Source organism: Streptococcus parapneumoniae (assembly GCF_037076355.1).
GTDB lineage: Bacteria > Bacillota > Bacilli > Lactobacillales > Streptococcaceae > Streptococcus > Streptococcus parapneumoniae.
Window position 1 is genome coordinate 1669589 of sequence record NZ_AP026968.1, and the last position, 26805, is coordinate 1696393.

Sequence of the window (26805 nt, forward strand, 5' to 3'; positions counted from 1 at the left end):
AAAATCTCTTCAAACCACGTCAGCGTCGCCTTACCGTAGGTATGGTTACTGACTTAGTCAGTTCTATCCACAACCTCAAAACAGTGTTTTGAGCTGACTTCGTCAGTTTTATCTGCAACCTCAAAGCTGTACTTTGAGCAGCCTGCGGCTAGCTTCCTAGTTTGCTCTTTGATTTTCATTGACTATAAAATAGTTTTAATTCTTTTTTTCAAATCCGGCACCACTTCTGCCTCAAACCAAGGATTTTTGGCCATCCAGATTTGATTGCGCGGCGAGGGGTGAACTAGTGGAAAATAGGTTGGCAAGTAGTTCTGGTAGTGTTTTACCCGTTCTGTCACCTTGCCACTGATTTTCTCCTGTAAATAGTAGGCTTGGGCATATTGCCCAATCAAGAGGGTCAATTGAATATCTGGTAATTCTTTCAAGAGCTGCGGATGCCATTTTTCTGCAAAACCTGCTCGTGGCGGTAAATCACCTGACTTGCCATGCCCTGGAAAGTAGAAATCCATAGGCAGAACAGCAAAATAACCTGAATTGTAAAAGGTATCTTCATCCACACCTAGCCAGTCTCTCAGGCGGTCACCACTCTTATCTTTCCAGTAAAGGCCTGCTTCTTGAGTTTTAAGTCCAGGTGCCTGACCGATGATATTGATGCGAGCAGTCTTTGGCGCTGCAAAGAGAGGCTCAATGCCACGCTCTGTATAGCTGGCATTCTGCGGATCTGCCATGATAGCCTGCTTAATTCTTTCGATTTGAGACATCTGTTTTCCCTCCAAAAAGAAGTCCAAGCATAAAATCTCAGACTTCTATCGTTTTATTTGATCAATTCGTAAATAGCTTCGGCATAGATTGCTGCTGCGCGGAAGAGATCGTCCAAGGCGATAAATTCATTGGCTTGGTGCATGGTATCAATAGAATCTGGGAACATGGCACCGTAGGCAACCCCACGCTCAAGCAAACGACCAAAAGTTCCACCACCGATAACTTGCTCATGACCTTGTAGTCCTGTTTGTTTTTCATAGACATTCAACAAGGTTTGCACAAGTGGATCTTCCATTGGCACATAGTGAGGGGTGTGACCGTGCTCAGAAAGGTTAACAGAAGCAACTGGCAAGTTTTCAAGGATTGACTTGATTTGTTCTGGACTTGTTCCTTTTGGATAGCGGATGTTAAGGGCAATCGTATTGTCAGCACTTGTTTCATCGAAGCGGAAGACGCCGGCATTCATAGAAAGAGCACCCATCTTTTCATCCACATGAGCAATCTTGAGATTTTCACCCTCATGGTCGTTCAAAAGAATCTTACCAGCGATATCGAGGTAGTCTTTTGCAGGACCTGCAAAGTCAAACTGGCTGAGGAAGAGGGCGAGATAAGTCGCACCATTGACACCTGAAGCAGGCATAGCACCGTGGGCTGATTTACCAATGATGGTCACCTTGTATTGACCAACTTCTTCTTGAATTTCTCCTCTAAGTTTGTGTTCTGCAACAAAGGCATCTAGTTTAGCTTGCAAGTCAGCCAAGTCACCTGAAACGACTGCTGTTGCTGATTCAGGTACCATATTTTCACGCAATCCACCTGTGAAGCTGTGAAGACGGGCTGCACCTGTATTCTCACCTGCAAAATGGAGGTATTCAGTGATATTTCCTTTTTCACCGTTGATGATAGGAAACTCAGCATCTGGAGAGAAACCAAAGTCTGGTTTCGCAAGTCCTACGTGCTCGAAGTAGTAGTCCATGTCTGCCCAGCCTGATTCTTCGTCTGTTCCGACAATAAAGCGAACTTTCTTAGAAGTTGGAAGACCCAATTCTTTGATGATTTTCAAACCATAGTAACAAGCTGTTGTAGGACCCTTATCGTCCGAAGCCCCACGCGCATAAAGGCGACCGTCTTTGATAGTCGGTGTGTAAGGATCTGTATCCCAACCGCTACCAGCTGGCACCACATCCATATGGGCAAAGATGCCGAGAACTTCTTCTCCATCACCAAACTCAAAATGTCCTGCGTAGTTATCAACATTTTTAGTTGGGTAGCCATCGCGGTCTGCGATTTCAAGGAATTTCTCCAAGGCTTTTACTGGACCAGGTCCAAATGGATGCTCAGCATCTGCCTTACTGTCATCACGTTCTGAGTTGATTTCCAAAAGGCTAAACAAGTCAGCCAAGAGGTCTTCTTTGCGTTTTTCTACTTCTGCTGTAAAATCAATTGCTGTCATATTATCTTCCTTCTATCTTTTCTCGATGATTTCATCTACTGGCAAGCGGTAGCTTGGTTCCAATTTCTCGTCTGTGTAACCCACTGTAATTAAGAGTTCTGGGCGGAAGCGGTCTTCGATATCCAAAACTTCATTGACTTTTGATTTGTCAAAACCAAGAATTAGATTTGATCCGATTCCTTGGTCTGTAAGAGCCAGAACCAAATTCATAGCAACCAAACCTGCATTAAGGGCTAGGTAGTCGCTGACTTGTTGTTCATTGTAACGGGCAAATTCAGCTGGCAAATTTTTCATGAAGTATTGAAGTTGTTCTTCTGAGAAATTGTTAGCACCACCGACACGGGCGATCTTACGAGCGCGTTTGGCCAAATCTGTATCTGTAAACAAGGCAATAGTTACAGGCGCTGATGATACCTGTTCAAAGTTTGAACCGTAAGCCAATTTTGCTAGTTCGGCATTTTTCTCACGCACCACTACAAATTTCCAAGGCTGGCTGTTGTGGGCACTTGGTGCCAAGGTTGCAATTTCGATATCCGTACGCACATCTTTGGGATCAACTGGCTTATCAGTGAAATGCTTAGTCGCATGACGTTTTTTATTTAATTCAAGAAATTTCATAATCGATTTCCTTTTCTAATTCTACTGCTTCCATTCTACCATAATTTGAAAGAGCTTGCAGGGATTTTTCATGATTAAGTTTTTTTATCACAACCATAAAAAATATATATTGGTTCATCAAGACAGTTTCTGATAAACTAGCAAGTACTTTACATTTGAATGGAGACATTATGAAAAAATTTAGCCTTTTACTACTCATCTTCCCATTTTTAGTTGCCTGTGGAAATCAAGCCACACCTAAAGAGACCAGCTCTCAAAAGACAATCGTCGTTGCTACAGCTGGCGACGTGCCACCATTTGACTACGAAGACAAGGGCAATTTGACAGGTTTCGATATTGAAGTTCTAAAGGCAGTGGATCAAAAACTCAGCGACTACGAGATTCAATTCCAAAGAACTGCTTGGGAGAGCATCTTCCCAGGACTTGATTCTGGTCACTATCAGGCTGCGGCCAATAACTTGAGTTACACAAAAGAGCGCGCTGAAAAATACCTCTACTCACTTCCGATTTCCAATAATCCTCTCGTCCTCGTCAGCAACAAGAAAAATCCTTTGACTTCTCTTGACCAAATCGCTGGTAAAACAACTCAAGAGGATACCGGAACATCAAACGCTCAATTCATCAATAACTGGAATCAAAAACACACTGACAATCCCGCTACGATTGATTTTTCTGGCGAGGATATCGGTAAACGAATCCTAGACCTCTCTAACGGTGAATTTGATTTCCTCGTTTTTGACAAGGTATCCGTTCAAAAGATTATCAAGGACCGTGGTTTGGATCTTTCTGTGGTTGACTTGCCTTCTGCTGATAGCCCCAGCAACTATATTGTTTTCTCAAGCGACCAGAAAGAGTTTAAAGAGCAATTCGATAAAGCTCTCAAAGAACTCTATCAAGACGGAACACTCGAAAAACTCAGCAATACCTATCTAGGTGGCTCTTATCTCCCAGATCAATCTCAGTTACAATAATACTCTTCGAAAATCTCTTCAAATCACGTCAGCTTCGCCTTGCCGTAGATATATGTAACTGACTTTGTCAGTCTTATCTACAACCTCAAAGCAGTGCTTTGACCAACCTGCGGCTAGCTTACTAGTTTGCTCTTTGATTTTCATTGAGTATAAGATATATTAAAAGCGATTGGACCAGCCAATCGCTTTTTAGTTTGCATTAGTTATTTTAGGAAACTTTTACAAAAAATCAAAAAAATCCTTCACATCCTCTACATACCCATGCTTTTCTATTAAGCTGGCTAAGAGTTCCAGATTGTGCCCCTGATAGTTATCTTCACGACGTAGCTCTTCATACATTTCGATAAAGGGAAGCCCCTTGGATTTGGCCAATTCCAACTCCGCTTCATAGTCATAAGCGACTTTACGAAATAGGATATTTACCAATTCCCCATCTTCAACTTCTATCACGACATACTGGGCACGGTGATTTTTTAACGCCTCCCAATTAAAATAGGGCATGCCAATCGAACCTGGATTGATGATTTGTTGCCCTTGACTGCCATAACGAAGCAACTGCTTGTGAACATGACCATAGACTGCCACGTCAACTTCATCATCTAGGAGTTGGTCAAATTTCTCTGTATCATTCTCAACCAGTAGATCCCCACCATAATTTTTGTCAGGTAAATTATGAGAGATAGAAAAGCGCAGCCCCTCAACTTCTTTCTTTTCCAGCATAGGCAAGCTTCGTAGCCAGACAATCGTTGCAGGATCCATTCGCTCCATCAAGAACTGAGTCATTCGCATGAGCTGGATTTCTTGCGGATTTTCCAAACCGTATTGCCCATCCAAGACCTCCAGGACACAATCATCCCAATTGCCTCGAACACTGGCTGTGATAGGAAGGTCCTTTAGCAGGGCGACTAAGTCATTTGCGCCTGGACCAGGGAGAAAAATGTCTCCCATAAGCCAGTATTCACTGACTCCTTGATTTTTAGCATCTGCAATCACTGCTTCTAGCGCCGTCGCATTTCCATGAATATCTGATAAAATTGCGATTTTATGGTTCATTGTAGTTTCCTTCCGTTTGGTAATCTACTCTTTCTTCTGCCACTTGAGGCAAGGCTTCTGACTCCTGCGGGTTCAACTTCCTCTGCACAGCCTCTGCGACTGCTCTAGGCACACCGACTTCGACAATCTCATCCACACTTGCTTCCTTAATTTTGGTCAGAGACTTGAAATGCTTCATGAGATTTTGCTTGCGTTTAGGTCCCAGACCGTCAATTCCATCCAGTTGTGAAGAAAAGGAATTTTTGGAGCGCAGTTGGCGATGGAAAGTAATGGCAAAGCGGTGCACCTCATCTTGAATGCGTTGGAGGAGGAAAAATTCCTGAGAATTGCGAGACAACTCCACCACCTCAAGCGGATCTCCAAAGAGCAATTCATGGGTTTGGTGCTTATCATTCTTTTGCAGACCTGCAATGGGGATATCCAAGCCCAACTCCTCTTGGATTACTTGCTTGGCGATATTGACCTGACCTTGCCCCCCATCAATGACAATCAAATCTGGCGGAGTCAAGCCGTCACGTTGAACTCGACCATAACGCCTGCGAATGACCTCTCTCATGCTGGCATAATCGTCTGGACCGACAACCGTTTTTATCTTGTACTTACGATAATCCTTCTTACTTGGTTTACCGTTGACAAAGACCACCATGGCTGAAACAGGACTGGTTCCCATGATATTGGAGTTATCAAAGGATTCGATGCGGACTGGTGTCGGGATTTGAAGCAAACGTCCCAGATTTTCAATAGCCCCTTGGGTCTTTTCAACAGATTTCTCTAGCAGGTTAAATTTCTGTTCTAGGCTGACTCGGGCATTCTTTATAGCTAGATTGACCAGTTGTTTTTTCTCACCACGCTGGGGTTTGATAATCTTGGTATCCACCAAGGCCTTGACGGCTTCTTCATCGATATCCTGCGGAATCAGTACCTCATTGGGAACCAGGTGAGATTTTTCTTGATAGAATTGTCCTACATAGGTTAGAAAATCCTCATCTGGATCATTGTAATAAGGGAAAAGATTGACATCTCGCTCAATGAGTTTTCCCTGACGAACAAAGAAAACCTGAACACACATCCATCCCTTGTCCACATAGTAGCCAAAGACATCCCGATTTTGGAGATCCTTAGCCATGACCCGTTGCTTGGTCCGAAGCGTTCCAATGGACTGAATCAGGTCACGGTATTCCGCCGCACGTTCAAATTCCATAGTCTGGGCTGCCGTTGCCATCTTGCCCTTGAGGTCATCGATAATTTGATCATCCTGCCCTTTCAGAAAATCAGAAACCTCCTGAGCCATAGACTTGAAATAGTCCTCATCCTTCTTACAGATGGTATGGGCCATACATTGGCCGATATGATAGTAAAAACAGACCTTAGACGGTGGATTGGTACACTTACGAAAAGGGAAAATCCGATCCAGTAGCCGCTTGATTTCATTGGCTGCCCCCACATCGGGATAAGGTCCAAAGTAGAGACCTCCGTCCTTTTTGACCTGTCGGGTGATAATTAAACGAGGATAGCGCTCATTAGTAATTTTGATGAAAGGATAGGACTTGTCATCCTTGAGCATGATATTGTACTTAGGCTTATTTTCCTTGATCAAGTTGATTTCTAGGAGAAGTGCCTCAATATTGGACTCCGTAACGATAAATTCAAAATCTACAATTTCAGACACCAAGGCCTCTGTTTTGGTATCATGACTTCCACGGAAATAAGATCTTACGCGGTTACGCAGATTTTTAGCCTTTCCTACATAGATAATGGTGCCGTTTTTATCCTTGTGAATGTAGCAACCAGGGCTGGTTGGCAAGAGCTCTAGTTTTGATTTAATCAAGTTATTCATAGTTCCATTATAGCAAAAAAGTAGGGAAAGATAGTCCCCTACTCATTGGTCTCATATAATTTTCGAAGTCTTTCAACATCCTCTTCCTGGATACCATAAAAGGAACCTGCTGGTTGCATGACAGACTTCTCATCTGTATGGTCCAAGCCAATCGCATGACCCAACTCATGTTCTGCCGTATGGACAAGGCGCTCATAGGAATAGCCATAGTTAGGATTGGACAGATAATAGTGATTCAACCGCACCGTGACAGACAAGAATTGTCCTGTTAAGAGATTGGTCTGACTTTCCGCCTCTCCTGCCACAGGAGTACCTCCGTCATTCATCTCCGTAGCCATAATATCTGCCTTGCCGGCCTCAGTCACGAGCTCAAAATTAAAAGCACCTGTTTGATTCCAATTCTGAATCGCTTCTACATAAGCTTCTTGAAAGTGTGAATCCATCTGGGGATCCAAGTAAATACGAGCAGAAGCCTGTGGCCATCTTCCTTCAGAATGCTGGTGGCTATCTGTCTGATTCAACTTAGGCAGTTGCCCTGTTTTTTCCCATTGGTCAATACTTTGTTGACCAATCTTGACTGACCGCTCTGCTTGCTTTAGCGCTCCTTGAAAATCTCCGTTAAGATACCAGAGAAGTCCGAAAGCAAGAATACATAAGAGCACAACTAACCAAACCAGGCGCCAAAACAAACGCCAAACAAAAGAAAAGAAAGCTCCTATCAAACGAAAAAGCCAGCGCATTTCCCTCCACCTTTCTAGAAAATAAAGACTATTTTACTAAAACAAGCTGAAAGAAAACTAAATACTGGCTTTTTCATCTTATACTCAATGAAAATCAAAGAGCCAAACTAGGAAGCTAGCCGCAGGCTGCTCAAAACACTGTTTTGAGGTTGCAGATAGAGCTGACGTGGTTTGAAGAGATTTTCGAAGAGTATTAACGTCCTACTATTTTTTTGAATAACTGAATAGCTTTGTATTTTAAAGGTGATGGATGGTAACGGAAAGTTCCTGCTTTGCGTACAATATAGCCATTAAAATTTTGTTTAAAACGCAAAACACCATCACTTCCATCAAAAATCCCTTGAATCCCTAGGAAGTTGTATTTAGGTATTCCACGTTTTATACTTTCCAACATAATATATTTTTGAAGCAGTGCAGGGGCATAGAATTTATTAAACTCAGTGTAGGAACCACTAAAGAGATAAGTCGTTTCCTGAGGCATATAAACAAATAAACTCCCGGCTAAAACAATATCTTCTTCTCCATATTTTTCAATCAAGTCTCGCGCTTCTGCTTTTCGAACTTCAAACGTTTCAAATTGACTAGAATATTCTCTCAGTTGATTTTGTTTTTTTTCAGAATGAGGATTTTTACTCAAATCAAGTCGTAACTTGTCCAAGATTTCTTCTAGTTTACTTTGCTCACCTTGCAATTTGCTCATATAGTCCGAAAAATTCAAGCTTGCTATGAGAAACTCCGCTTGTTCTCCAAAAGCATCATAAAAATGCTCATAATATTCTAAACTTTTATCACTATATTCTCTACGTTCAGAGGTTTCTTTTGTGATATTCTTAAAAATCGATAGTTCTTCACGTTTTAACTTTTTCAACCGAATGCCAAAGGTTTCAGCCTTTTTCACCAAGGGTTTACCCTTTTTGCTAAAACTTTTAAGCAAATTCTTTTCAGTTAATTCAGTCAAATCTTTATAATATAACCAATCCGGTTCTCCACCTGGATACCCTGTCGTCAACCCATCAAATTGATACCCTAAATCAGTCAAACCTTGAATAATACTTTTTTTCTCAGCATCTATTGGATTACCTTGGCTATCAAAAGTTTGGTAAGTTTCATAAGGTTTTACAAGCAACTCTAATACACCATTTTGCTTGGCATATTCTTTTAACTCCGCATAAAAAGCCGGAAGAGCATCTTGTTGGGTATAAATCGGACCCGAATTGATCTCCATATGCAGACCACCCAGCATGGGCAAGCTATAAACCAGAGCTGCAACTTGAATCTCTCCTTCTTGTTTCAAAGCAAGATAAACAATTCGAGCCCCTCTTTTTTCTAGCAAATCCCCCATCTGGACAGATTGCATAAAGGAACGAGAAGAAACCTGATCAGAATAAGCCTGAAACTCTTCTTTCGTGAGTGTAGTTAGTGCCATATACTTACTTTCTATGTTTTTTTCTTAATGTTTTACGGAAATCAAGAGCAAGTCTTAACAGAGGATAGAGAGGATGGGTAGGTATTGTAAATTCACCCAAGTATTCTTCAATCGTTGGATTAAATTTTTCCTTAAAATGATAAAGTCCACCATTGAGAGAGTTTTCAACACCACCTAAATTTTGCCAGACCATACCTCGCTCAAAGGCATAGCGAGCCGTTTCATACCAAGTTAAAATTGGTGCATTGTAACGTTTAAAATCATCATCCATACCAGCATATAGATTGACAGAGGTAGTACCAAATTCCAAACTCAAAGTAGCCGCTAACGGAATGTTTGATTTTCCCATATTCATATATCCCTGCAAGAAATCTATTTCCTCTTCTAAACGTTCTTTTTCTTTTATATTTTCCTGAACTTTTGAAGGTTTGGTTGCATCATTAAATTTTTCTGCAACTACTCTATTTTTTTCTAACTGTTCTTCTAATTCTCTTAAACGCTTAGAAACATCCAAACTCGTTAGCGTGATATAGGAATCTTCTTTGAAGTTATCTAATAACTTTTTATAATAGGCTTCATTCCTCAAATGAATCTCTTTTCGCTTCTCGGTTTTTTTCATCAAAAAGGAAAAAGACTCCAATAATTCAGTTCCACCAAATTGAATCTCTACCCCCTTATTCCGTGCTGTTCGAATAGCCTGTTTTGTTGACTTGGAAAGTTTATCTTCTTCAAAATTTTCCTTATATATTTTCGCCTGAATACGAGGTTGAATGGTGTCTCCCATTTCCTCTGTTTTTCCTGACCACCTTACTCCCATTTGTTGCAAACTATCAATAATAGCCAGATTTTCAGGAAATTCTGTTTTTTCCTGATTGATTAAACTTTGAGATAGGCAAATACTTGGGTCAAAAGTCACAAAAATCGCTCTCTTACTGCGAGCATAAGACTTAATGGACTGAATGACAAAACTCAAAAGTTCTGTATCCCCATAATCCAATATGGGTCCTCTTGGGATGTAAAACATTTTATAGCCTAGCGGAAGAGCTCTAATCAAAATACTAGCTGTCGCCAGTAATTTTTCTTCCCTGTAAACACCAAACTTCTCATGTTCCCAGTCAGACTTAACTTCCTCCCAAGCACTACTTTGTAATACATTGCCTAATTCATGGTCTTTGACAAACTGATCATATTCTAATGTGGGAATGCCAATTTGATAACGGTACATTTCCTACTCTCTTTCCTCCAGTATCTTATTACTATTCTACTACTTTCGTTTGAAAAGTCTAGTGAAAACATATTTTATTTTAGTTCTACTCCCCCTATGCTGAAGTTCAAACTAAGTCAATCTCTCTTCTAATTTGAAATCAATCGGTAGGGTTGCTAAAAAAACTTCCAATTGTTTTTCCCAGTAATACCATTCGTGAGTTCCAACGCTATGGCTATAGGTCACATCAAAACCTAATTTTTTGAGATTTTTCACTGCTAGATTATTGGCTTCATACAAGAAATCCTGCTCGCCACACCAAGCCCACAGCTTGGTCTTTTTGTCCGATTTTTTAGCCAAACTTTCAAGAGAATAGGAACTAGCTGTCCAATCTTTAATCTCCCCAAACACACCTCTCCAGTAAGCTGGTGTCCCCAGATTTTGGCTTTCAGGAGAAAACTCTTGAAAGCTAAGGGCGCCTGAAAAGCTAGCTGCACGAGAGAAACGATTTGTAGCAAGAGCCAGTTTAAAGCAGCCGTAGCCTCCCATAGATAGACCAGCGATAAAGGTCTTTTCACGCTTGCTAGTCATATTAGGGAAGAAGCGTTTCAGAACCTCTGGCAATTCCTCTGCTAGAGCTGTATAATAGTCAAAACCATATTGGGTATCGGTGTACCAACCGTTGCTGGTATTGGGCATGACGACGATGAGGTTGGTTCCTCGAAGCAAGCGTTCTACATTGGTACGCTTGAGCCAGCTATTATGGTTGCCAGACATCCCGTGCAAGAGGTACAAGACTGGAATGTCTTTACAATCTGGTTCTTCCACTCGATTAGCATCAGGATAGAGGACATTCACTCCCCACTCCATATCCAAAACTTGTGAGTAATACTCGATTTTCATTACTGCCATAATTTTTTCCTCTATTTTTCTATAAGAAAAAGCCGAAACTCGACTTTCTCTCTGTTTATTTCAAAGATTATTTTGCTTCCATGACTACTGGTAAAATAGCTGGACGACGCTTAGTCTGGTCAAAGAGATACTTAGTTAAATTATCACGAACCTTCCCTTTAAGGTCTGCCCAGTCAAAGTCATCTCCTTGCAGATAGTCTTCTACCGTCTGGTTAATCAATTCTGAACTTTCACGGAGAATATCGCGGCTCTTCTTGAGATAAACAAATCCACGCGTGTGAACACGAGCCTTGGCCACAATTTTCTTCTCACGACGGTTAACGGTGATTGCGACGATGAAAATACCATCCTCTGACAAGACCTTGCGGTCACGAAGAACCACATTTCCAACATCACCAATGGCATTCCCGTCAATCAAGACATCCCCTGCCGAAACCGCTCCAGCTGGGACAAAGTCCCCATTCTCATAAGCCATGCTGGTTCCCTTTTTAGGAATGAAAATGCGTTCTGGCAACATACCTACTGCCATAGCAGCCTTAGCATGGGCATCCAACTCGCGGTATTCCCCTTGAATTGGGAAGAGATACTTAGGTTGCAAGAGATTGATCATCAACTGCAAATCACGCGCATTTCCGTGCCCTGATACATGTAAACTTTGGGTAATCAATTTGACAACCCCTCCTGCCTGATAAATCATATTTTCCACACGCGCAACGAAGGCTTCTTTAGCAATAGACGGAGCCGTAGCAATATAGACCAGGTCCCCATCCTTGATTTCTACATAACGATGGCGACCAATCGACATCTTACGAAGTCCATTGATAGGTTCACCCATACGACCTGTCTCAAGAATAATCAACTCATGGTCTTCAAAGCGAGACATATCTTTCGGCTTAATCAAGAGAATTTCGTTGGCTAAAGACAACTTCTTGAGACGAATCGCTGTGCGGACGATATTTTCAATATCAAATCCTGTCAAGACGATACGTCGACCTGTTTTATCCGCAGCGTCAAAAATCTGCTGGATACGAGAAAGGTTACTGGAAACAGCTGCAACGATGATACGACCTTCCCAGTCAGCAATGGTTTGGGTAATTTCATCTCTAACTTCACTTTCACTAGCCACCTGAATATTGCTGTCCGCATTGGCCGAATCACTGAGGAGAGCCAGGACGCCGTCACGACCGATTTCTGCCAAACGAGCGAAGTCTGTCGCATAGGATTCACTAGCTGTCTGGTCAAATTTGAAGTCACCTGTATAAACGATGCTCCCTTCAGCTGTCTTCAAGACAATTCCCAGGCTCTCTGGAACGGAGTAAGTCGTAGGGAAGAAGGAAACCACTGTCCCACCAAAATCAATCTCCGTATCTTCATCAATAACATGAAAATCATTAAATTTCTTGACTGCGTCATTTCCTTTGACAAAGAGTTTTGCCAACTCAATGGTCAACTCAGAGCCAAATACAGGTACCTTGGCTTCAGCCAAGAGATAAGGCAGAGCACCAATAGCATCTGCATGTCCGTGAGTTAAAAATACCCCAGCAATTCGATCTTTATTTTCAAAAAGGTAGTCCATCTTTGGAATCACCACATCGACCCCTAATTGTTCATTTTCGGGATATTTTAACCCTGCATTCAAAACAAAAATGGACTCTCCAATTTCAGCAATGTACATATTTTTCCCATTTTCACGTACACCACCAAGTGTTGTTAAACTAATATTACTCATTTTTCCTCCAAAATCTTAGTTCATCTTGATTATAGGGTTGCTTGCCCTTTTATTCTAAAAGCACTATTACTTTTAGCCGAATCTTTTCTTACCATTATACCATTTTTTTGATGATTTTCAAAATGAAGATTTGTTTTCAAAAAAGAGCTGGTTTCCCAACTCTTTCCTATGATCTACTCTTTTTCCATTAAAAAGTCATAAATTTCTTGCACGGTACCCAGCGCCATCATTTCTTGGTCTTTGACGGTTTGTTTGAGATTCTGGTAAATTTGACTTTCTCCGATTTCCCGCTTTGGTGCCTCTTTATTCACTGTCATGACACCATCTTTGATCGTCACAAAGCCTAGCTCTTCAAATACTTGAATCATCTTGACCAGCAAGATTTGTTGGATATTAAGATAAGCTGCCAAATCTTTCAGCTTGTAGCGAATATCAAACTCTGGAAACTGGTAAATGGTCTTGTACAATTTGGCAAACTGCTCTCTAGTCCCATACCCTGTCAGATAGTAGGCCTTGTCAATATCATTTTTGAAATAGACAGCGGAAAAATTCTGTTTCTGAAAAATGGTCTTCAGCAGGGTAATATCCTCAGGAATGGTTTTCACGACAATAGCTTCACTATCCGCAAGATTTGGCAGTTCTCCAGAAAAATCCAAGACTGGAACTCCTTCTGGCAAGACTGCATTTTTCCCACGAATGTTAAAGAGTTGAACACCCTCCACACGCGCATCTACCATCATCAACTGGAGAGCAGTTTGACCATTCCATTGATTGACAGACAATTTAACCGCCAACTCTAGATTCTTGGTTTGGGCAAATTCTGTTGCCCATCTACCTTGTCCAAAGGCTACCACTTCAAAACTAGCTTCCCCCTTAGAGATTTTCAGTTTGAGATGGGCATTGCCTGCCCCCATAGTACGGGCACTTTCGACCTGAAAATCCTTGATATAAAAGACAGGTTTCTGATTATCCATTCCAAAAGGTGCCAAGCGCTCAAAGTTCTTGACTGTTTCAAGACTCAAAGTCTCCAAATCCAACTCTTCATCTAGGTTTAACTTATTCTTGCCAGCAGCATCTGCACCTTTTTCACGAACATAATCTTCCAAGACCTGAGATAAATCTGAGAGTTTCTCCACTTCCAGCGTCATCCCTGCTGCACCAGCATGTCCACCAAAGGCGATAAAAAGATCTCGATGAGGATCCAGAGCCTCAAAAATATCTACTACTTCCACACTACGAGCACTGCCTTTGGCACGACCGTCTTCTATATTAAGAACAATGACTGTCTGTCCCAATTCTTCCAACAAACGACCAGCCACGATTCCTAGAACCCCAGGATTCCAGCCTTCCTTGGCCAAGACTTGGACCTTCTTTTCAGGATCCACCATGGTCTTAGCTTCTTCATAAATTGACTGGACGATTTCCTTGCGCTCTTCGTTTTTCTGATGAATCATAAGGGCAATCTCGTGAGCTTCCTCGTCGTCAAATCCAGTCAGCAAATCAATGGCTGGATTGGGATCGTCCAAGCGACCTAAGGCATTTAAACGAGGAGCAATCTGGAAACCAACTGTCTCTTCTGTCACTTCATTGGCAGCAATCCCAGCCATATCCAGCATTTCTTGTAGACCAATACGCTGAGTATGTCCCAACATTTCCAGACCATACTGAACCAAGATACGGTTCTCATCTGTCAAACTAACCATATCTGCAACGGTACCAATAGCGACCAAATCAAGCAATTCCACTTGCACTTCTTCTAACAGGGCACAAGCCAGCTTGAAGGCCACTCCACAACCCGCCAAATATTTGAAAGGATAGTCCGCATCTGGATGTTCAGGATGAACGATGGCATAGGCATCAGGTAAGGTTTCAGGCATGGAATGATGGTCAGTCACAATGACATCTACTCCCATAGACTGGGCCAATTCAATAGCCTCGTGACCAGCAACCCCATTATCCACCGTCACAATCAAGGAAATTCCTTCTTGCTCGATAAAATATTTGTAAACACTGGCATTAGGTCCATAACCGTCGGTAAAACGATTGGGAAGATAAACCCGGCACTCGGCACCAAGCTGTTCCAAACTTTCCTTAACAATCGAAGCCGAAGTCATACCATCCGCATCATAATCACCATAAACGAGAATATTTTCCCCTTCTTCAATGGCATGACGAATCCGTTCCACCGCCTTGTCCATATCATGGAGCAGATAAGGGTCGTGCAAGTCCTCCAAGGAAGGTTCTAAAAACTTCTTCAGACTTTCTTGGTCCTGAATCCCTCTCTCAAATAATAACCGAGCCACCTCAGGACCCAATCCAGCCTTCTTGGCTATCTTTGTAAAATCCGCATCTTCTACTTGCGGGGCAAACTGCCATTCATAAGTAGGTGTTATCAAAAAGACATCCACTCTTTCTAAGAATTCTATCGCTTCATTATAACATGATTTAGGCTTTTTCTCTATCCAGATTGCTTTTTTATAACATTTTAGTGAATTTTTTCAGATATGATTTGACAAGGCAATTCTTTTGGTGTAGAATCGTGTTATAAAATCTAACACAAAGGAGATTCCTTATGGCTTTAGTAGAATTTGAACACGTCGAAAAATATTACGGAGACTACCACGCACTCCGCGACATCAATCTCCGTTTTGAAAAAGGACAAGTCGTTGTCCTACTCGGACCATCTGGTTCTGGAAAATCCACTCTTATCCGCACCATCAATGGTTTGGAGGCTGTTGACAAGGGAAGCCTTCTAGTCAATGGTCACCAAGTTGCTGGTGCCAGCCAGAAAGATTTGGTGCCTCTTCGCAAGGAAGTAGGCATGGTTTTCCAACATTTCAACCTCTATCCGCATAAAACAGTGTTAGAAAATGTAACACTAGCACCTATAAAAGTTTTAGGAATTGATAAAAAAGAAGCTGAAAAAACAGCTCAAAAATATCTGGAATTTGTAAATATGTGGGACAAGAAAGATTCATATCCAGCCATGCTTTCTGGTGGACAAAAACAACGGATTGCCATCGCACGTGGCCTCGCTATGCATCCTGAACTCCTCCTCTTTGATGAACCAACATCTGCTCTTGACCCTGAAACCATCGGCGATGTTCTAGCGGTTATGCAAAAATTGGCCCACGATGGTATGAATATGATTGTCGTTACCCATGAAATGGGCTTTGCCCGTGAAGTTGCTGACCGCATCATCTTTATGGCTGACGGAGAGGTTTTAGTAGATACCACAGATGTTGATGACTTTTTCGACAATCCAAGCGAACCTCGTGCCCAACAATTTCTCAGCAAGATCATCAACCACGAAAGTGACAAAGTCAAATAAGGAGGCACCTATGAAAAAGAAATTCTTTTTATCCGCATTATTGATTAGCCTTTTGGGCCTTGCTGCTACAAAACCAGTTCAGGCTGATACTAGTATCGCAGACATTCAAAAGAGAGGCGAGCTGGTTGTCGGTGTCAAACAAGACGTTCCCAATTTCGGTTACAAGGATCCCAAGACAGGGACCTTTTCTGGTATCGAAACGGACTTGGCCAGGATGGTAGCCGATGAGCTCAAGGTCAAAGTTCGCTATGTGCCTGTTACCGCACAAACCCGTGGACCACTCCTAGACAATGAACAGGTCGATATGGATATCGCAACCTTTACCATCACAGACGAACGCAAAAAACTCTACAACTTTACCAGCCCTTACTACACAGATGCTTCTGGCTTTTTGGTCAATAAATCTGCCAAAATCAAAAAGATTGAGGACCTAAACGGCAAAACCATCGGAGTTGCCCAAGGTTCCATCACCCAACGCCTGATTACTGAACTGGGTAAAAAGAAAGGTCTGAAGTTTAAATTCGTCGAACTTGGTTCCTACCCAGAATTGATTACTTCCCTTCATGCTCACCGTATTGATGCCTTTTCCGTTGACCGCTCTATTCTATCTGGCTACATCAGCAAACGGACAGCACTACTAGATGATAGTTTCAAGCCCTCTGACTACGGTATCGTCACCAAGAAATCAAATACAGAGCTCAACGACTATCTCGATAACTTGGTTACTAAATGGAGCAAGGATGGCCGTTTACAAAAACTCTATGACCGTTACAAGCTCAAACCATCTAGCCATACTGCAGATTAAGGAGGATACCCCATGACAGATTTATCATCTTGGACAGCCTATTTTCAGGATTTTGGACAATTTTTCAATGGATTCCTCTTCACTCTTGCCCTAGCTATCGGCTCCTTTATCCTAGCCATGGTTTTAGGCATCTTCTTCGGAGCCATGTCAACCAGCAAACGTCCAATTTTGCGCATTTTATCTCGCATCTTTGTGGAGTTTTACCAAAACACTCCCCTCTTGGTGCAGTTTGTTATCGTCTTTTATGGTCTACCTCTTATCAGTGACCACACCATCATGATTCCGATTTATTGGACAGCTGTTCTCTGCGTAGGGCTCTATCACGGCGCCTATATCGCTGAGGTTATTCGCTCAGGGATTCAGTCCATCCCTAGCGGTCAGATGGAGGCCGCCTTGTCGCAAGGTTTTACCTATATCAGCGCCATGCGCTTGATTATCTTACCTCAAGCCTTCCGTATCATTCTCCCTCCTTTGACCAATCAAATCGTCAACCTCATCAAGAACACCTCGACAGTCGCTATCATTTCTGGAGTGGACTTGATGTTTGTGACCAAGTCCTGGTCAGCACTTAACGGAAACTATATCCCAGCCTTTCTAGGCGCTGCCCTTCTCTACTTTTCTCTCTGCTTCCCTGTTGCCCAGTTTGGTCGCAAGATGGAGCAAGCCAACAAAAAAGCCTATTCACTTTAGGAGGTTACTATGGAATCCATTTTAGAAGTTTTGACCCCAGATAACCTAATCTTTATCTTTAAAGGATTTGGCTTGACTCTCTACATTTCTCTGATTGCCATCATCCTCTCTACCTTTATCGGTACGGTGCTAGCCGTCATGAGAAATGGCAAAAATCCTGTCTTGCGAATCATCTCCAGCATTTATATCGAGTTTGTGCGTAACGTTCCTAACCTCCTCTGGATTTTCACTATCTTTTTGGTTTTCAAGATGAAGTCCACTCCAGCAGGTATTACAGCCTTCACTCTCTTTACATCAGCGGCCCTAGCTGAGATTATTCGAGGCGGTCTCAATGCCGTAGACAAGGGACAGTACGAAGCAGGAATGTCGCAAGGATTTACTTCTGCACAAATCCTCTACCACATCATTCTCCCACAAGCCATTCGCAAAATGTTGCCAGCCATCATTTCTCAGTTTGTAACCGTGATTAAGGATACCAGTCTTCTCTACTCTGTTATCGCCCTACAAGAACTCTTTGGAGCCAGCCAAATTCTCATGGGCCGTTATTTCGAACCAGAGCAAGTCTTCAGCCTGTATATCCTGATTGCCCTCATCTACTTCAGCTTTAACCTAGCCATTTCTAGCCTGTCTCATATGCTAGCCAAACGTTGGCAACAAGCTGCAGAATAATACTCTTCGAAAATCTCTTCAAACCACGTCAGCTTCCATCTGCAACCTCAAAACAGTGTTTTGAGCAACCTGCGGCTAGCTTCCTAGTTTGCTCTTTGATTTTCATTGAGTATAAACAGTAACTCTCCAGTTAAATTGGAGAGTTTTTTGATGAGAGTAGATATTTATAGACCTCAATTTGACACCATACTTTTTCTATGATAAAATGTAACAAATTTGTTTACAACAAATCAAAATCTTAATGAAATGGAATTTTTTATGAAATCAATCAAAGGACTACTCTTTATCATAGCTAGTTTTGCCTTGACTATGTTGACTTGGATGAGCACTTCTCCCCAATTCATGATTCCAGGACTAGCTTTAACAAGCCTATCTCTGACTTTTATCCTAGCCACTCGTCTCCCACTACTAGAAAGCTGGTTTCACGGTTTGGAGAAGGTCTACACCGTCCACAAATTCACAGCCTTTCTCTCCATCATCCTACTCATCTTTCATAACTTTAGTATGGGCGGTCTGTGGGGCTCTCGCTTAGCTGCTCAGTTTGGCAACCTTGCCATCTATATCTTTGCCAGTATCATCCTTGTCGCCTATTTAGGCAAATACATTCAATACGAAGCTTGGCGATGGATTCACCGTCTGGTTTATCTAGCTTATATTTTCGGACTCTTTCACGTCTACATGATGATGGGCAATCGTCTCCTTACATTTAATCTTCTAAGTTTTCTTGTTGGTAGCTATGCCCTTTTAGGCTTGCTAGCTGGTTTTTATATCATTTTTCTATATCAAAAGATTGGCTTCCCCTATCTAGGGAAAATTACCAATCTCAAACGATTAAATCACGATACTAGAGAAATTCAAATTCATCTTAGCAGACCTTTCAACTATCAATCCGGACAATTTGCCTTCCTAAAGATTTTCCAAGAAGACTTTGAAAGTGCTCCGCATCCCTTTTCTATCTCAGGCGGTCGCGGCCAAACGCTTTACTTTACTGTCAAAAATTCAGGTGACCATACCAAGAATATCTATGATAATCTTCAAGTCGGCAGCAAAGTAAGCGTAGACAGAGCTTACGGGCACATGATCATAGAAGGAGGACGAGAAAATCAGGTTTGGATTGCTGGAGGCATTGGGATTACCCCCTTCATCTCTTACATCCGTGAACATCCTATTTTGGATAAACAGGTTCACTTCTACTATAGCTTCCGTGGAGAGGAAAATGCAGTTTATATAGATTTGCTCCATGACTATGCTCAGAAAAATCCTAATTTTGAACTCCATCTAGTAGACAGTAGGAAAGACGGCTATCTTAATTTTGAACAAGAAGAAGTGCCCAAACATGCAAGCGTCTATATGTGTGGTCCTCTTTCTATGATGAAGTCACTTGCCAAACAGATTAAGAAACAAAATCCAAAAACAGAGATTATTTACGAAGGATTCAAGTTTAAATAACCACTCATACTCTCCTGGAATTTCCCAGGAGTTTTTTATAGTCAAATGAAACAAGACCGGAGCGATGGAATTTTGGTATTCAAATCAATTGATAAGAATGTTTTATAGTGAAATGGAATAGGATACGAACAAATTGATTAGGAAAATCAAATGAATTTATAGAAATCTTTTAGCAGTCATGGCGTCCTATTCCAGTTTCAAAACGCCATAGAAGAAGCATTGTGCTAGTCTAGTTTCAGTTTACTATACTAAAACGAGTAGCTTGAAATCAAAAAACCCACCCAATGGGCAGGTTCTGTATGTATTATTCAGCTAGATTAAGCTTTACCTTCTGAACCGAATACGTCGATACGTTCTTCAACTGATGCTTGGATAGCTTTTACACCGTCAGCCAAGAATTTACGTGGGTCGAAGAGTTTTTTCTTGTCGTATTCTGCTTCGTTTGCTTCGTAGTCACGAGCAAATTTACGAGTTGCGTTAGCAAATGCGATTTGGCATTCTGTGTTAACGTTAACTTTGGCAACACCAAGTTTGATAGCTGCTTGGATTTGCTCATCAGGAATACCTGATCCACCGTGCAATACGATTGGGAATCCTGGAAGAGCTTCTGTCAATTTTTGCAAGTGGTCAAGGTCAAGACCTTCCCAGTTTGCTGGGTAAGGACCGTGGATGTTACCGATACCAGCTGCCAAGAAGTCGATACCAGTTGCAACCATTGCTTTAGCGTCTTCGATTGGAGCCAATTCACCTTTACCGATGATTCCGTCTTCTTCACCACCGATAGTACCAACTTCAGCTTCTACTGAGATACCTTTAGCGTGTGCTTTTTCAACAACTTCTTTAGCCAATTTAAGGTTTTCTTCAACTGGAAGGTGTGAACCATCAAACATGATTGAAGTGTAACCAACTTCGATACACTCAAGTGCATCTTCGTAGTGACCGTGGTCAAGGTGGATAGCTACTGGTACAGTGATACCCATTGATTCAACAAGGTTAGCGATCAAGTTGCGAGCAACTTTGTAACCACCCATGTATTTAGCAGCACCCATTGAAGTTTGGATTAAAACTGGAGCTTTTTTAGCTTCTGCTGCGCGCAAGATAGCTTGAGTCCACTCAAGGTTGTTTGTGTTAAATCCACCAACTGCATAACCGTTGTCACGAGCTGCTTGGACAAATTTTTCTGCTGAAACGATTGCCATTTTATCAGGCCTCCTGTATATTTTTATGGGTCATCCCATTTACATTGTTCATTTTATCACTTTTTGACAAAAAAATCTAGTTTTTCCCGCAGTTTCGATTGAATTTCTTCTAGCTTCATCTATGTAAACCCTTTCTATATCTAGTCTTGGGCGACTTTTGGAAAAGCTATAAAGAAGGTTAAACGATTCTCCTTCATCTCAAAACGATAAGCTAATTTTTCATGTTCTAATAGACTCTTGACCACAAAGAGCCCCATCCCAGACCCCTTGGCCTTGCGACTAGCATTGTCAGAAAAAGACTGGGCTAGTTTTTCTTGTTCCTCTGAGCTACAGCTATTTTCGATAAAAAGTTCCCCTTCTCTTTCTCCAATGCCAACCAAGCCGCCTGGAACAGAGTGCTTGATGGCGTTGCTGATGAGATTAGACAGGATCAACTTCATGACTGATGGATTTAGATAGGCCTGCTGATGGGACAAGCTATTGTCTATCTGAAGCTCTCTTTCCTTGGCTAGCAAGGCATAATCCTTAACCAGACTTTGCGTCATCTGGTGTAGGTCAATTTCTTCCCTATCATCTCGTAATTCCTGTACAGAAGAGAGAGAAAGTATCTGGAGAACGTGATGATTGAGCTCATCCACAATCCCCAAGGCAACTCCCAGATAGTGATCTCTATCCTTATAACGACCGATGTTTTCTTTCATGTTTTCAATCAGGATTTTCAAACTAGCCAGAGGTGTTTTCAATTCATGAGAAGCCCCTCGTAGGAATTCGACCTTCATCTTTTCCAGCTGGAGAATGGCTTCATTCTTGTCATGCAAGTCCGCAATGACAGTCAAAAGATGCTGGTAAAGGCTATTGATTTGTTCCTTTAGATCACCAATCTCATCCTTGGAATCCACGCGCAATCGCACTTGGGCATCCAAATCCATCATTCTACGAGTCACCCGCTTGATTTCCAAAATCGGGGCCACAATGGTCCGAGCATAGATGTAGGCCACCAAGAGGGAAATTAGAAAGGATGCCAGCAAGGTATAGGGGAGAAATTGGAGACTGATCTGCTCTGCTTCCTTTTGCAAGTCCATGGAAGCTAAAAATTGCAGGGTCATGGTGCCACCGTCTTGCGTTTTCACCTCACGCTCCTCGATAAAAAGAGATGTTGTCTGACGTTCCGTATCCAGAGGAAGACTGCCCTTGACTTCTAACTTGTCCTCGGTCATCTCTCCCTTGACTGTCCCCTTGATCTCACTGGTCTGAGAATACAAGTCTAATACTTGCTCAATGCTTTGTCTATCCTTTCCCTCTAGGGATTTAGCAATGGCTGTTGCCTTCTGGCCAATGGTTTCCTGACGATGGCTCAGATAAGTCGAGGGAAAAAGAAAATAAATGGCTAAATGGAGACAGACGACTAGAACACTAAAAATCGAGAAGGTATAGATAAATATCTTTGTAAATAAACCTGTTCGTTTCATTTTCGCTCCAATTTATAACCAACATTGCGCACAGTGAGGATGCAGTCCAGGTCTAGCTTTTTCCGCAGTTCCTTGATATAAACATCAATGACTCGGTCAAAGGGAACCTCATCTGTCGCCTTCCAGACTGCATCGATAATCTGAGAACGAGTCAAGGCTCTTCCTTCATTTTTCACCAAATAATCAAGAATTTCTAACTCTTTGGCATTGATAGCTACTTCCTCACCTGCGAGGCTTGCACTGTAGCTTTCAAAGTCCACCTTGGCATCCTTGTAAGAAAAGATTCTTCCCGTATCATAATAGCGCTTGAAAATCGCATCCACCCTCACTTTTAAGAGGGAGAGGGAGAAGGGCTTTTCCAGATAGCCATCTGCTAGCGAAGCAAAGGCAGTCATCTTGTATTCTTCATCCTGAAAGGCAGTCAACATCAAAACAGGAACCTGACTGGTTTTACGAATTTCCGCTAGGACTTCTAAGCCATTGAGCTTTGGCATCTGGATATCCAGTAAAACTAAGGCTACTTCATAGCTGGAAAATTTTTCTAAGGCTTCCTGACCATCCGCCGCCTCAATGGTTTCATAACCACAATCCGTCAAATAATCACTGATCCCCTCACGGATCATCTCTTCATCTTCTACAATTAAAATTTTCATACTTTAACTGCTCTCTATTTTTTATTTTTCTTAGAATAACTACCTACTCTACTTTTATTATAGCCTCTTACTGACCTTTTGTCTGTAAGCAACTGACCACTAGATAAAACAAAGAGAGCCTATCGCTCTCTCTGCTTGCATTTCACTCTCTGTGGAATGAAGGTTATTTAGCTGCTTTTGAAAATGTTACAACGTAATTATAATCTTTCCCATTAGCTTGATAGACATAGTCCTCTTTGAAAGTATAGCCGCGTTTGCTCAACTCTTCTTTCTTAGCATCAACTTGGCTCTTGACAGCTGCTTTAACCTCTTCATTTGTTGAACCAGCTGCGACTTCAAGAGAAGTTCCATCGATATATCCTAGGAAACCTGCAATATCTTTCATTTTATCAAAGTTATAAAATACATTTACTTTGACCTTTTGAGGAGCTGGCTGTTCTAGACTTCTACGATTTCTGCTAGCGCGTGGTTGAACTGCTGGAGCCATCCTGAAACCTGTGGTTCCTGTAGTTTCCTTAGTGAAAGTTACTACGTAATTAAAGTTTTTCACATCAGTATCTTGCTCAAATACTATTTCTTTTTTTACTGTATATCCACGTTTATTTAATTCTTGAACTTTAGCTTGAATTTTTGCTTCAACTAATTCTTTTGCCCGCTCTTTACTTGTTCCAGCAGGAATCGTAACAGTATTGTCTTCACCAGGATCACCAAAGAAACCTGGAATATCTTTCATACCATCAAAATTATAATAAAGTGAAACTGTGTTTTGAGGTTCCTCAATACTTCTCCGACGACGAGTTACTCGAGGTTGGTAAGTTCCTGCACTTCGGAATCCTGAGTTACCAGTTGTAGAACTGTCTGACGTTGCCGCAGGTTGTGTTTGTGATGAGTCTTCAGATGAGGACGGCTGAGAAGATGGATTGCTAGAAGTTAGTGCGCTGTTTGCTACTGTACTATTTTCATCAATAGTTGTTCCGCCAGCATGGCTTTCGATTGGTTTAGTATAATCTGCTGCCCCTTCTATAGTCGCTCCTGGAGTTTGAATACTTTGACTCAAAGTCTCATATTCATCAACTAACTGAGTTTGTTTTTCAAAATCTGTCTCCTCAGCTAGTTTTTTATAATAGAGATTTGTCAGTTCATTTAATCTATCTCGAGCCTCTTGTTTTTGAGTATCATCTAAATCACTAGTAGAAATAGCTTCCTCAGCTAGTTTTTTATGATCATCAATCGCAGCTTTATTACTATCTTCAGTTTCTTTCTCTAGAGACTTCTCTGAACCATCATGTTCTTCAGCTGGTGCATCGCTTTGTAATTTTTCTGAGTCTGAATTAAGTGACTCTGAGTTTCCGTCTCCAGTCGAAGCTTCAGTATTTTGTGAATTTGTTTCTGCGTTATTATCTTCTGTTACTGAAGTTGATGAATCCGCTCCTGAATGCGATGAATCAACTGATTGATTTACAGTTTCTTCTGTATTTGTAGAGGTTTCTGGAGCTATTGTATCTCCTGTAGCTGAATCCTCAGCTGACGGTGTTGTCGCTTCAGAACTTGTATTTGAAGCTTCTTCTGTTGTTTCAGATTTACCTTCTTCTCCAACTGGCTGTGTAGCGGTACTGGTCTCACCTGAAGTACCTGTTTCTTCGCTTTCTGTACCTGAAACAGTTGATTCTACTTCTTTTGATTCTGAAGATTCTTCTACTTGTTGACCCTGATTTCCTGAAGTTGTACCCTCTGACGCTGGTTCTAACTCTTCAACTTTCGTAGTTTCTGATTTCTGTTCAGATTCTACATTAGCTCCGTCTGTTCCTTCAGCTCCTGTAGTTGTTGCTCCTGATGTCTCTGAAACCTCTGCTGTCGGCTCTGTTGTTTCTGCTCCCTCATTCGATACTTCTGTACCTGATGATTGTTCTTCTGCTTTTGACTCTTTTCCTTGATCACCTGTAGTCCCTGCTCCTGGTGTTTCTGAAACCTCCGCTGTTGGTTCTGCCCCTGCTTCTTCAGCTGGTTCATCGCTTTGTAATTTTTCTTCATTAGAGGTTGAATCGCTTGAGCTAGAAGTCGCTTCATCAGAAGCTCCTTCTACTGGTTGACCTGATTCTCCTGAAGCTTCTCCTTCTGAGACGGTTGTTTCTGCAGTTGGTGTTTCTTCTGTAGATTTCGTTGTTGATTCTGAAGGGACTTCACCTGAACCGTGACCTATTGCTGTACTATCACCATCAATTGTAGTTCCATCATTTCTACCATTCGACAAACCTTCTTTACTATAATCTGGCCCATTGAATTCCTCTCCCGGAACTTCAAAACCATCAATTTCATTTTGATAATATTCTGTAACGCTAATTACTTTCTCTTCATCATTCGCCTCTGTTATAGCTGCTACTGCTTCATTTTTTAAAGCTTCTAATCCCCTTTTTAAGTCATTTTTTTTGTTTTCATCAGAAAGTTTATTAATTATTTCTAATTTCCGATTATAAACAGTCATTATATTTTCGTTAATACTATCGTCTTTAGCTTTTTTAACAGGATCTTCTTTATCTACTGAATTTTCTCCATTTTTTTCTGGGTTCCCCGTATTTGTTCTGTCTGTTTCTTCTTTTTCTGCTACAACTGTCTCGTTTTCTTTAGCTGGTTGATTCAAATCCGGAGTTCCTGTTGTGTCTTCCGTTGGTTGCGCTGGAGTTGGTTGTTCTGTTGCTCCCGGCGCTGCTGGGGATTCTTCCGCTGGTGCCGCTGGAGTTGGTGTCTCTGTTGTTCCCGGCGCTGCTGTGGTTTCTTCTGTTGGTTTCTTTGGCGCTGGAGTTTCTGTTACTCCTGGCGCTGCTGGGCTTCCTTCTGCTGGTGCCGCTGGAGCTGGTTGTTCTGTCGTTCCTGGCGCTGCTGGGGTTTCTTCCGCTGGTGTCGCTGGCGCTAGCGTTTCTGTTGTGCCTGACGTTGCTGGGTGGTCTTCCGCTGGTGTCGCTGGAGTTGGTGTCTCTGTTGTTCCTGGAACTGCTGGGGTTTCTTCCGCTGGTGCCGCTGGAGTTGGTGTCTCTGTTGCTCCCGGCGCTGCTGGGGATTCTTCCGCCGGTTGTGCTGGCGCTGGCGTTTCTGTTGTTCCTGGCGCTGCTGGGGTTTCTTCCGCTGGTGCCGCTGGAGTTGGTGTCTCTGTTGCTCCTGGCGCTGCTGGGGATTCTTCCGTTGGTTTCGTTGGCGCTGGAGTTTCTGTTGTACCTGGCGCTGCTGGGGATTCTTCCGTTGGCTGTGCTGGCGCTGGGGATTCTTCCGCCGGTTGTGCTGGCGCTGAGGTTGATGGTTCTTCCACTTTCGGCGATGATACTGCTGGTGTTTCCACAACTACTGGTGTCGTTTGTTTAACAGTAGTAGTTTGCTCTCCAGTTACAGTATCTGTCTTTGTTTCAACTTCATAACTTTGACGGCTACCAGAATTATCAATCGACACTTGCTGTCTTTTTACTTCTGTATTTCCATCTTTTAGAAAAGCTTCTTCGCTAAAATACAATTTATTATTAGCAAAAATCAAATCTCTATTTGCAATACGATTTATCTCAACCAAACTATCAACAGATAGCCCCGTTGCCCCACTAATAGCACTCAGTGTATCTCCCCACTTAATTGTGTAGTGTGATAAATTGTTTATATTTTGAATATCAGCTTTTACTTCTGCAACTGTTCTGGCTACCCAGACACCATCTTGTTCATTAGCTGATACAGTTGGAGCTAAAAAGCCCAGACCTAGTAGAATCACACCTGTCGCAACAATTGCACCAGTTCTCAATTTTCTAAAACCACGGAGGGACAAGCTTCCTCTAACATTTGTTTGTCTCATAATGTTTAT

At 42.0% G+C, this 26805-nt stretch carries 21 protein-coding genes; 6 read left to right on the forward strand and 15 right to left on the reverse strand.

All coding sequences use genetic code 11. The annotated features are described in order from the left end of the window. Nucleotides 1-182: 182 nt before the first annotated feature. Genes SP4011_RS08585 through SP4011_RS08595 form a run of 3 tightly spaced genes read right to left on the reverse strand, consistent with a single transcriptional unit; the run spans nucleotide 183 to nucleotide 2833 of the window. Entirely contained in the window at nucleotides 183-761 is a 579-nt protein-coding gene (locus SP4011_RS08585) for a uracil-DNA glycosylase family protein (RefSeq protein WP_338618803.1), read from the reverse strand. A gap of 53 nt (nucleotides 762-814) precedes the next feature. Then, on the reverse strand, nucleotides 815-2215 hold the full coding sequence (pepV, locus tag SP4011_RS08590) for a dipeptidase PepV (protein ID WP_338618805.1): 1401 nt from the start codon (nucleotides 2213-2215) through the stop codon (nucleotides 815-817). A 12-nt stretch (nucleotides 2216-2227) separates the two neighbouring features. Further along, nucleotides 2228-2833: a nitroreductase family protein gene (locus SP4011_RS08595; protein WP_338618807.1), complete on the reverse strand. Its 606-nt coding sequence runs from the start codon at nucleotides 2831-2833 to the stop codon at nucleotides 2228-2230. A gap of 170 nt (nucleotides 2834-3003) precedes the next feature. On the opposite strand from SP4011_RS08595, the gene SP4011_RS08600 reads away from it, so the two are divergent. Next, a complete protein-coding gene (locus tag SP4011_RS08600; RefSeq protein ID WP_338618808.1) occupies nucleotides 3004-3804 on the forward strand; it encodes an amino acid ABC transporter substrate-binding protein in 801 nt (266 codons plus the stop codon). Between the two features lie 219 nt (nucleotides 3805-4023). Here SP4011_RS08600 and SP4011_RS08605 read toward each other — a convergent pair whose 3' ends face one another. From SP4011_RS08605 to recJ, 8 genes are all read right to left on the reverse strand, one after another. Beyond that, nucleotides 4024-4857, reverse strand: a complete 834-nt coding sequence (locus SP4011_RS08605) for a metallophosphoesterase family protein (protein WP_338618809.1) — start codon at nucleotides 4855-4857, stop codon at nucleotides 4024-4026. Then, nucleotides 4847-6694 carry an excinuclease ABC subunit UvrC gene (gene uvrC, locus SP4011_RS08610; protein ID WP_338618810.1) on the reverse strand — a complete coding sequence of 616 codons (1848 nt, stop codon included), beginning with the start codon at nucleotides 6692-6694 and terminating at the stop codon, nucleotides 4847-4849. Before uvrC ends, SP4011_RS08605 begins: the two co-directional genes overlap by 11 nt. A gap of 38 nt (nucleotides 6695-6732) precedes the next feature. Next, nucleotides 6733-7434 (reverse strand): M57 family metalloprotease, encoded by a 702-nt coding sequence (locus tag SP4011_RS08615; protein ID WP_338618811.1) that lies wholly within the window; start codon nucleotides 7432-7434, stop codon nucleotides 6733-6735. A gap of 193 nt (nucleotides 7435-7627) precedes the next feature. After that, nucleotides 7628-8860: a peptidoglycan bridge formation alanyltransferase MurN gene (murN, locus tag SP4011_RS08620; RefSeq protein WP_338618813.1), complete on the reverse strand. Its 1233-nt coding sequence runs from the start codon at nucleotides 8858-8860 to the stop codon at nucleotides 7628-7630. A gap of 4 nt (nucleotides 8861-8864) precedes the next feature. Then, complete coding sequence (locus SP4011_RS08625; protein WP_338618815.1) at nucleotides 8865-10085, reverse strand: aminoacyltransferase; 1221 nt, start codon at nucleotides 10083-10085, stop codon at nucleotides 8865-8867. 111 nt (nucleotides 10086-10196) lie between these two features. Next, nucleotides 10197-10976 carry an alpha/beta hydrolase family protein gene (locus tag SP4011_RS08630; protein WP_338618817.1) on the reverse strand — a complete coding sequence of 260 codons (780 nt, stop codon included), beginning with the start codon at nucleotides 10974-10976 and terminating at the stop codon, nucleotides 10197-10199. A gap of 67 nt (nucleotides 10977-11043) precedes the next feature. Next, on the reverse strand, nucleotides 11044-12705 hold the full coding sequence (locus SP4011_RS08635; RefSeq protein ID WP_000065626.1) for a ribonuclease J: 1662 nt from the start codon (nucleotides 12703-12705) through the stop codon (nucleotides 11044-11046). 173 nt (nucleotides 12706-12878) lie between these two features. Then, on the reverse strand, nucleotides 12879-15101 hold the full coding sequence (gene recJ / locus SP4011_RS08640) for a single-stranded-DNA-specific exonuclease RecJ (RefSeq protein WP_338618820.1): 2223 nt from the start codon (nucleotides 15099-15101) through the stop codon (nucleotides 12879-12881). A gap of 176 nt (nucleotides 15102-15277) precedes the next feature. On the opposite strand from recJ, the gene SP4011_RS08645 reads away from it, so the two are divergent. The 5 genes from SP4011_RS08645 (at nucleotide 15278) to SP4011_RS08665 (ending at nucleotide 19649) form a co-directional block, all read left to right on the forward strand. Continuing rightward, complete coding sequence (locus SP4011_RS08645) at nucleotides 15278-16036, forward strand: amino acid ABC transporter ATP-binding protein (protein WP_001229569.1); 759 nt, start codon at nucleotides 15278-15280, stop codon at nucleotides 16034-16036. A 10-nt stretch (nucleotides 16037-16046) separates the two neighbouring features. Then, complete coding sequence (locus tag SP4011_RS08650) at nucleotides 16047-16841, forward strand: transporter substrate-binding domain-containing protein (RefSeq protein WP_338618824.1); 795 nt, start codon at nucleotides 16047-16049, stop codon at nucleotides 16839-16841. Between the two features lie 12 nt (nucleotides 16842-16853). Continuing rightward, complete coding sequence (locus SP4011_RS08655) at nucleotides 16854-17531, forward strand: amino acid ABC transporter permease (protein WP_050079315.1); 678 nt, start codon at nucleotides 16854-16856, stop codon at nucleotides 17529-17531. A gap of 9 nt (nucleotides 17532-17540) precedes the next feature. After that, nucleotides 17541-18200: an amino acid ABC transporter permease gene (locus tag SP4011_RS08660; protein WP_338618826.1), complete on the forward strand. Its 660-nt coding sequence runs from the start codon at nucleotides 17541-17543 to the stop codon at nucleotides 18198-18200. 258 nt (nucleotides 18201-18458) lie between these two features. Next, complete coding sequence (locus SP4011_RS08665) at nucleotides 18459-19649, forward strand: oxidoreductase (protein ID WP_338618828.1); 1191 nt, start codon at nucleotides 18459-18461, stop codon at nucleotides 19647-19649. 317 nt (nucleotides 19650-19966) lie between these two features. Here SP4011_RS08665 and SP4011_RS08670 read toward each other — a convergent pair whose 3' ends face one another. From SP4011_RS08670 to SP4011_RS08685, 4 genes are all read right to left on the reverse strand, one after another. Further along, nucleotides 19967-20848 (reverse strand): class II fructose-bisphosphate aldolase, encoded by an 882-nt coding sequence (locus SP4011_RS08670; protein ID WP_001018999.1) that lies wholly within the window; start codon nucleotides 20846-20848, stop codon nucleotides 19967-19969. Between the two features lie 140 nt (nucleotides 20849-20988). Then, complete coding sequence (gene vncS, locus SP4011_RS08675; protein ID WP_338618830.1) at nucleotides 20989-22317, reverse strand: sensor histidine kinase VncS; 1329 nt, start codon at nucleotides 22315-22317, stop codon at nucleotides 20989-20991. Beyond that, nucleotides 22314-22970 carry a response regulator transcription factor VncR gene (gene vncR / locus SP4011_RS08680; RefSeq protein ID WP_023934212.1) on the reverse strand — a complete coding sequence of 219 codons (657 nt, stop codon included), beginning with the start codon at nucleotides 22968-22970 and terminating at the stop codon, nucleotides 22314-22316. The genes vncS and vncR overlap by 4 nt, the downstream gene beginning before the upstream one ends. Before the next feature lie 163 nt (nucleotides 22971-23133). After that, the gene (locus SP4011_RS08685) at nucleotides 23134-26796 is read right to left on the reverse strand and encodes a LysM peptidoglycan-binding domain-containing protein (protein ID WP_338618832.1); all 3663 of its coding nucleotides are present in this window, start codon (nucleotides 26794-26796) and stop codon (nucleotides 23134-23136) included. Nucleotides 26797-26805: the final 9 nt, after the last annotated feature.